Source organism: Candidatus Neomarinimicrobiota bacterium (genome assembly GCA_030743815.1).
Lineage (GTDB): Bacteria > Fidelibacterota > Marinisomatia > Marinisomatales > S15-B10 > UBA2146.
In genome coordinates this window covers 20,563-28,243 of the sequence record JASLRT010000027.1, presented here as the reverse complement: position 1 = coordinate 28,243, position 7,681 = coordinate 20,563, and the positions used below count along the sequence as shown (strand labels likewise).

The window sequence follows — 7,681 nt, the reverse complement described above, 5'->3', positions numbered from 1 at the left end:
TGTAAATCAATCACAGGATGCTGGTAACAAGATAGCTGTCTGGGATGGTACGGATGACTTAGGCAGACAAGTAAGTGCTGGAGTCTACCTGTACCAGATACAGGCTGGAGAGTTCACTCAGACCCGTAAGATGCTATTGTTGAAGTAAGCGATAGCTGGCACGAAACGTTTCCAGGAGGCCATGTGGGAGTGGTGCTGTTGGGAAACGTGGATAATACCAGACGCGAAACGCCCCTGGATCAGAGGAAGCAGGAGGTGGAAGCAACCCTTCGTGAAAAGTATTCCAAATTTTCCCGGGCGGACCTTCTGGAACTTGAAGTATTAAAAGCATACCGGAATTACTACAGGCGATTCAACAAAACCTATCACGTTCAGCTTCAGCTGGAGTCAGTGGTTCACAAAGGGAAGCCTCTGCCGAATATCAGTCCTCTCGTAGATGCAAATTTTACCGCTGAATTGAACACCCTGATCCTTACAGCAGGTCATGATGCCGACCTTCTTCGAAATCCCCTCAGGATCGATGTGACTCAGGCAGGAGACGATTTTACTCAAATGAACGGCGTACTGAAATCCTTGAAACCAGGAGACATGATGATGTCCGACGCAGACGGGATTGTCTGTACCATTATCTACGGCCAGGATCAGCGAACGCCCATCTCTCCAAAAACCCGGCGGGCCCTTTACGTGGCCTATGCCCCACCCGGGGTTCCTGCTGCTGCTGTCAGTGAGCAGCTTGATTCAATCCGCGATAACGTACTGCTCTTTGCTCCGGAAGCTGAAACAGAATTGCTTCAGGTCTATACCGCCGGACCTCCGTCGTAGATTCACACCCAAGCAAATTCAGCGGACAAACGGGCAGAGGGCATCCTGAATCACGCACAAATCTGTTGCTGAATCAATATCAAATACAATTAACGAAATAATTATAGCTGTAGTAATAGGTGCAGTTGTTGCTTCCTCTGTAGCCTCATCTAATTAACTAAACCCACTTCTCCAATTCTTCCTTCCTACACATGGGACGGTACGGATGGTTTGGTAAAGCCTGTCAGCGCGGGTGTGTATCTGTATCAGATCAGGGCCGGCGATTTCACTCAGACCCGCAAGATGCTGCTCACGAGATGAGTGCCCGGGATTTCACATTATTCCCAAGTCCTCCGATCACGAGGAAAACCTTCAAGGTTTCCAAAACCTTGAAGGTGCGCCGGAGGAGTGACCCCTAGGAGAATCGAACTCCTGTTGTCAGGTCGAAAACCTGATGTCCTAACCACTAGACGAAGGGGCCAGTTGATCTGATGTAACGTCAAATCAGGCGCGCAAATATACTGCCGTACCGTCAAAGAGAACAGACAGAATTATAGTGTAAACCGATCCTTATTCGCCGGAAGAGAGAGCCTCTTCTTCAGCTTCTTCCAGACGCCGCTTCAACTCGCCGCTCTGATGAAGCTCCAGCGTAATGTCGCACCCACCAACCAGTTCGCCGTTGATGAACAGCTGTGGAATGGTAGGCCAGTTGAAAATCTCAGAAAGACGCACGCGAATCTCAGGATCCTCTAACACGTTCACATCCACATAAGGAATCCCATATTCCCCCAGAACCTGCACCACAGCGTTGGAAAAACCACACATGGGCATCTCTTTCGTCCCTTTCATATACAGCACCACCATGTTTTCATCGATGGTATTTTTAATCTCTGTCTTTAAATCCATTCTCCAAACCTCCCTACTTTAATCTTTTTCCGAAACATCATTAGCTGTCTGCGTCTTCAACTGAAGGGCGTGAATCTCTCTGGTGAGAAAGTCACCCAATGTGTCGTATACAGCCTGATGCTGCTGGACGAGTGTCATATCCGTGAAGCCGTTCCACGCTACCACAGCCGAAAAATGATCTCCTGTTCCTTGGAGATCTGTCACCTCCGCGGTAGCTCCGGAAAGCCCTTCTTCAATGAGATGCTGTACTTCTTCAGACGTCATTATTAAGGTCAATTTACGGATTAGGGGAGACCTATTACAACGACTACGACGATATTTGTCGTATAGCCTTTCCTCATCATTGCGTTGTAAGTTCTATATAGCGTAGATAGAAACTGCCGAATGTTAGCGAAACTTATTGTACTGTTTGTCGGTCTCCCTTTCGTGGAGATGGTCATCCTGATCAAGCTGGGCTCCGAAATCGGATTCTGGCCCACCATGTTTCTGGTGGTGGCAACAGGAATCATCGGGGCAACACTGGCGCGGGCACAGGGTCTCTGGATATGGATCCAGATTCAGGATGAGCTGACAGCCGGAAGGATGCCCGCCGACAAACTGATAGATGGTCTGCTCATTCTCATTGGCGGAATCGTTCTGCTCACGCCCGGTCTTCTTACCGACCTGTTCGGCTTCGGTCTGCTGATTCCTCTGACGCGGAAGATGATAAAGAGGTGGCTCAGGGCGAAGTTCGATGATATGCGACAGTCGCACCAGTCCGGCTTTACCCATATCATTCGCTAACATCGCCAGAAAACCTTTGAGATGTTCAGAACTCGCTCCCTATCTTTGAACATCGTTTACACATTCACCAGAACACTCAAGTGACACAGAAAACCGACGCCACTCACCCTCTGCTTTCCCTCATCTCTGACAGGGAACGGATGGAGTCTATCGCTTCCGAGTTTGGGACGCCTCTCTATCTCTACGATGGTGACCGTTTGCAACAAAACGTAGAGCGGCTCGACAGCGCCATGGCTGAACACTTTGCTGACCACCTGATCTGCTACGCACTCAAGGCTAACAGCAATCCCCATCTTGTGTCCCTTATGAAATCGGCGCTGCCGTCCCTGGGAGCCGACTGCTCATCCCGCGGCGAACTGTTCATCGCACAAAAAGTTGGGATAGCACCCGCAAGATGTATCTACACGGGAAACTATGAGAGTACGGATGAACTGAAAACTGCTCTCGACTCCGGCGTACATTTGAACCTTGACGACCTTACCTCCTACGACCGCCTCAAAACGATAGGCCTGCCGGATGAAATCTCATTCCGCCTGAATCCCGGCTTCGGCAAGGGAACTTTCCCGGCCATCGTTACCGGGGGGAAAGAGGCCAAGTTTGGCATTCCGAAAGAGCAGATTATCAACGCATACCGGAAAGCCCACCACGACGGCATTACACACTTTGGACTGCAATGTATGCCCGGATCAGGCAACCTAGAAATCACCTACTTTGTGGAGGTAATGACTACCATTCTGGAGACGGCGCGGGAGATCGAAGACAGTCTCTCCATTCGATTCAGCTACGTCAGTCTCGGTGGCGGTCTGGGCATCCCCTATGGCAAGGATGAGGCGGTGGTGGATATCGAAGAGATGTTCCGGCAGCTGGCGCTCGTCTTCGCTCAATTCTACGATTCTGGGCAAGAAGCACCCAGACTACTCATCGAACCGGGTAAATATCTGGTGGGAGATGCCGGCCTGCTGCTGTCGCGCATCACAGGCAAGAAGAAGGGGTACAAGGATTTTATCGGTCTCGATGCTGGCATGAATACATTCCTCCGTCCCGCCCTCTACCAAGCCTATCACAAGATATACAAAGTGGGTGAGCCTGATGCGCCTCACGTAGCCACAGTGGATTTCACCGGCGGTATCTGCGAAAATACCGATCGACTGGCAACAGACAGGCCTTTCCCGCAAGTGGAAGAAGGTGACCTCGTTGCCGTCATGGATACAGGCGCTTACGGCTTCGTCATGGCGAGTCAATACAATACGCGACCCCGTCCGGCGGAAGTGCTGCTCCTCAACGGAGAACCAAGCCTGATACGCCAGAGGGAAACCATCGATGATGTCTTTCGGCTCTGCAACTGGGATGAGGATCGCAAGAGTGATTAGGTCTCAGCAAACCTTTTGTCTGCTCACAATGATGCTCTTGTCTTCCCTCCTCTCCCAGCCTCACGAGAGCATCCATCAGATTCAGCATGAGCAGTACCGGCATCTCTTCCCCAGTTTGAGGACCGAGTCGGCGAACCGCCTTGCCCCTCTTATGACCCGCATCGCTGGTCCCTCAGTCGAGGTCTTCGGCTACCACCCGTACTGGATGGGAACTGCGTGGCAAAACTACAATTTCAATCTGCTTTCGACCGTGGCCTATTTCGGGATTGAAGTAACCGGCAACGGAACCATTTCAGAAAGACATGGCTGGCCTGTCACCAGCCTGATCAGTGAGGCTCATTCCTACGGGGTCCGCGTGGTGCTCGTCGTCATCTTATTCGACAGCGATGCGATTGAGAAACTGTTGAAAAGTTCCTCCAATAGAAAAACTCTCACGACGAAATTGTTGAAAGAAGTGGAAGAGGCGGGAGCCGACGGCGTAAACATAGATTTTGAGGGTGTCCCTTCTTCTCAGAGAAACAACCTTACTACCTTTATGGAGGCGCTAACCGACACATTCCATACCGCCCTTCCCGGATCACAGGTCACCATGGCGACGCCCGCCGTTGACTGGTCGGATGCCTTCGACTACAAGAAACTCGCTGAGGCGTGTGACGGCCTTATGATCATGGGCTACGGCTATCACTGGAGCGGCAGTTCAGAAGCAGGCCCCGTTTCGCCCCTCACGGGATGGGGAACGTACAATGTCACATGGACAGTGAACGACTATCTCAACAAGACAGACGGTCAAAAAGACAAGATCATATTGGGCTGTCCCTACTACGGCTACCAGTGGCCCACAGCGTCTGGCCAGAAGAGGGCCGGTACCAAGGGGACAGGCAGCGCTAAGTTCTATTCGGAGGCTGAGGCTCTTGCGCAAAGCTACGGCAGGCTGTGGGATGAGGAATCCCTGACGCCGTGGTACCGGTTCGAAAATCCGGACTGGTTTCAGGGGTGGTACGACGATTCTCTCAGCCTTTCCTACAAATACGATCTGGCTCTCGAAAAGGGGCTCAATGGGATCGGCATCTGGGCCCTCGGCTATGACGGCACCCAACCAGAGTTGTGGGGCGCCCTGGCAGACCATTTCGGAGCAACAGCACCCCCCACAGCGCCTGTGAATCTCAGCATCACCAATGAGGGCAACGGAACCGTAAGAGTAGCTTTTTCAGGCGCCGAAACAGCAAACCAATACCAAATCTATCGCTGGTTTGCCGCCAGTGAGACCGCCTTGCTGGACTCTTCTTCATCTCACCCCATCTTTTTAACAGACCTGAATGAAGGCGAGATCTACTATCTCCGCGTAACGGGGAAAAACGATTTCGGTGAGAGCCCGGCCACCGAAGTTCTGGGAGTCACTCCATCCAGTAGTGAAGTGCCCGCATTGATAGTCAACGGTTTTGATCGTATCAGCGGTACAAGCAATACCCGCGATTTCATCAAAAGGCACGCACCGTCAATTCAGGCATCGAATTACACCTTTGATTCGTGTACTAACGAAGCGGTGGAGACAGGTATGATCGATCTGAACAACTACAGCATGGTCGACTGGATTCTGGGTGAAGAGGGAACAGCCACCAGCAGTTTTTCCAAAGCGGAACAGGCACAGGTGGAAGATTTCCTGTTGGCGGGCGGCGCCCTTTTTGTATCAGGATCGGAAATCGGATACGATCTGGTGGAAAAAGGGGACACTGATGATATGGAGTTCTACAGCAATTTTCTCAAAGCTGATTACATCTCTGACGCCGCCGGGGGACAACAGGGAACGTATCAAGCATTCGGCAGTGAGAACGGAATATTCGCTGGCATAACAAGTCTGACATTTGATGACGGAAGCCACGGAACGTATGATGTTGACTGGCCCGACGGCATCAAACCTGTCGCTGCTGCTGAAATTAATCTTAAGTTCTCTGGCGTCAACTACGATTCAAGAGGGGGCACCGGAATCGAATTCCGCGGCAATTTCAACGGTAGTCACAAAGAAGGGGCGGTGGTCTATCTGACTGTGCCGTTTGAAGCCATATACCCCAGTGAAACACGGGATGCCGTGATGCAAAACATTGTCGACTACTTCGCCCCCGTCGTAAGTATCAGCAGTAGAGTTACCTCACTTCCGGACAGAATCAGCCTAATGAACGTATTCCCCAATCCATCAAATTCCAGGGTCACCCTTGAAATTCAGATATCCTCCGATTCCTGGAGAGCGAATTTTGCTCAAATCCAGATTATCGATATTCTAGGGAGATTGGTGACAACTTTGCCACTGGAAGGTGAACAGCTCGTTGACAGAACAACTGTGACGTGGAATGGAAAACTCCCGTCAGGTAAGATAGCTCCTTCAGGTGTTTACACGGCTGTTCTGCGCTGGGAAGACAACATTGAGATAAAGAAGTTCAGTCTGCTCAGGTAACTTGCTCGCCGTGCCGAAGAATATGACTATTCTATATTATAGTACCGACAGGGCGCTCTCACTTGGCGACCCGGTACCGTTCGGTGATGCACTCTTCACGGGTCTCGCGCCCGATGGCGGTCTGTTCATGCCTGATCAGATTCCGGCCCTTTCCGGGGAGGAGCTGTTATCCCTAGTGGGCAAGCCGTATGCTGAAGTTGCCTGCTCTCTTCTCCACAAGTATCTCAGCACCGAGATAGACGGTGATGATCTGGAGAGAATAGTCATCGACGCCTACGACTTTGAAATCCCCATTGAGCAGTTGGATGAACGGACTCATCTTATGCGACTCGACCGGGGACCGACAGCCTCCTTTAAGGATTTCGGTGCACGCTTCATGGCACGTATGATGGCCCATCTCCGGCCCGGCGACCGGGAGATCACAGTGCTGGTGGCCACCTCCGGTGATACGGGGAGCGCCGTTGGGGAGGCCTACCGCGGTCTTGACGGCTTCCGTGTGTTCATCCTCTACCCGCGAGAAGAGGTGAGTACTATCCAGAAACAGCAGCTCGATTCCATCGGGAAAAACGTCCAGGCGGTAGCGGTGGATGGGAAGTTCGACGACTGTCAACAACTGGTGAAGGCGGCTTTCACCGATTCCGATCTCACCAACCTCAACCTCACTTCCGCCAACTCAATCAATATCGGCCGGCTCCTGCCGCAAATCGTCTACTACGTCTACGCCTACATCAATACTGCCGAATATCCTCAACCTGTAGTTTTCTCAGTCCCATCGGGCAATTTCGGCAATTCCCTCGGTTGTGAGCTTGCCAGACGGATGGGCCTGCCAGTCGGAAGGATCATTATTGCCGTCAATGAGAACGATGAATTCCCGAGGTTCCTTCAGACCGGAGTCTATGAGAAAGTTGATCCGTCCCGGGCGTGCCTCTCCAACGCCATGAATGTCGGCAACCCGAGCAATCTGGCGCGCTACTTTGATCTGTACGGCGGCATCCTCACCAAAGACGGCACTGTGACCAGGGCACCCGACATCAGCGGGATGCTAGAATGTTTCTTCTCTACTTCCGTCAGCGACGATGCCACGGTAGCCCTCATCAAGGAGGTGTACGCAGAGCACGGCGTTCTGGTGGAGCCCCACGGCGCTGTCGGTCTCGAGGCCCTCAAGAGATTCAGGCAGCAGGGTAACTCCGCGACCGCTATCTGCCTCGAAACTGCCCATCCGGGAAAGTTCCCGAGCATTCTTGAGGAAGCCCTAGATATTGAAATTGCGCCACCCGAATCGTTTCGTAAATTTGCTGACCGAAGAAGTCATGCTGACCATCTAGACAACGACTATGCCTCATTCAAGGATTATCTCATAGGAAATTCCTAA

Annotated in this window: 7 protein-coding genes and 1 tRNA gene; 5 read left to right on the top strand and 3 right to left on the bottom strand. The window is 51.9% G+C overall.

Annotated elements, in window-relative coordinates; translation table 11 throughout:
- The first annotated feature begins 189 nt into the window (after positions 1-189).
- The gene (locus tag QF669_02455; protein ID MDP6456306.1) at positions 190-822 is read left to right on the top strand and encodes a phenylalanine--tRNA ligase beta subunit-related protein; all 633 of its coding nucleotides are present in this window, start codon (positions 190-192) and stop codon (positions 820-822) included.
- 388 nt (positions 823-1,210) lie between these two features.
- On the opposite strand, the gene QF669_02450 is transcribed toward QF669_02455, so the two are convergent.
- The 3 genes from QF669_02450 to QF669_02440 all read right to left on the bottom strand — a co-directional run bounded on the left by QF669_02450 (position 1,211) and on the right by QF669_02440 (position 1,971).
- A tRNA-Glu gene (locus QF669_02450) sits at positions 1,211-1,282 on the bottom strand.
- An 89-nt stretch (positions 1,283-1,371) separates the two neighbouring features.
- The gene (gene grxD, locus QF669_02445) at positions 1,372-1,707 is read right to left on the bottom strand and encodes a Grx4 family monothiol glutaredoxin (protein MDP6456305.1); all 336 of its coding nucleotides are present in this window, start codon (positions 1,705-1,707) and stop codon (positions 1,372-1,374) included.
- 18 nt (positions 1,708-1,725) lie between these two features.
- Positions 1,726-1,971 (bottom strand): BolA/IbaG family iron-sulfur metabolism protein, encoded by a 246-nt coding sequence (locus tag QF669_02440; protein ID MDP6456304.1) that lies wholly within the window; start codon positions 1,969-1,971, stop codon positions 1,726-1,728.
- A gap of 120 nt (positions 1,972-2,091) precedes the next feature.
- Between QF669_02440 and QF669_02435 the strand changes: the two genes are divergently transcribed.
- From QF669_02435 to thrC, 4 genes are all read left to right on the top strand, one after another.
- Complete coding sequence (locus QF669_02435) at positions 2,092-2,490, top strand: FxsA family protein (protein MDP6456303.1); 399 nt, start codon at positions 2,092-2,094, stop codon at positions 2,488-2,490.
- A gap of 80 nt (positions 2,491-2,570) precedes the next feature.
- Positions 2,571-3,860 carry a diaminopimelate decarboxylase gene (lysA, locus tag QF669_02430; GenBank protein ID MDP6456302.1) on the top strand — a complete coding sequence of 430 codons (1,290 nt, stop codon included), beginning with the start codon at positions 2,571-2,573 and terminating at the stop codon, positions 3,858-3,860.
- Positions 3,853-6,309: a glycosyl hydrolase family 18 protein gene (locus QF669_02425; GenBank protein ID MDP6456301.1), complete on the top strand. Its 2,457-nt coding sequence runs from the start codon at positions 3,853-3,855 to the stop codon at positions 6,307-6,309. Before lysA ends, QF669_02425 begins: the two co-directional genes overlap by 8 nt.
- A 22-nt stretch (positions 6,310-6,331) precedes the next feature.
- On the top strand, positions 6,332-7,681 hold the full coding sequence (gene thrC, locus QF669_02420) for a threonine synthase (GenBank protein MDP6456300.1): 1,350 nt from the start codon (positions 6,332-6,334) through the stop codon (positions 7,679-7,681).

Bases quoted from the DNA above. Each gene is read 5' to 3' on its own strand.
- grxD (MDP6456305.1), bottom strand. From the start codon at position 1,707: ATGGATTTAAAGACAGAGATTAAAAATACCATCGATGAAAACATGGTG.
- QF669_02440 (MDP6456304.1), bottom strand. From the start codon at position 1,971: ATGACGTCTGAAGAAGTACAGCATCTCATTGAAGAAGGGCTTTCCGGA.
- thrC (MDP6456300.1), top strand. From the start codon at position 6,332: ATGACTATTCTATATTATAGTACCGACAGGGCGCTCTCACTTGGCGAC.
- QF669_02435 (MDP6456303.1), top strand. From the start codon at position 2,092: ATGTTAGCGAAACTTATTGTACTGTTTGTCGGTCTCCCTTTCGTGGAG.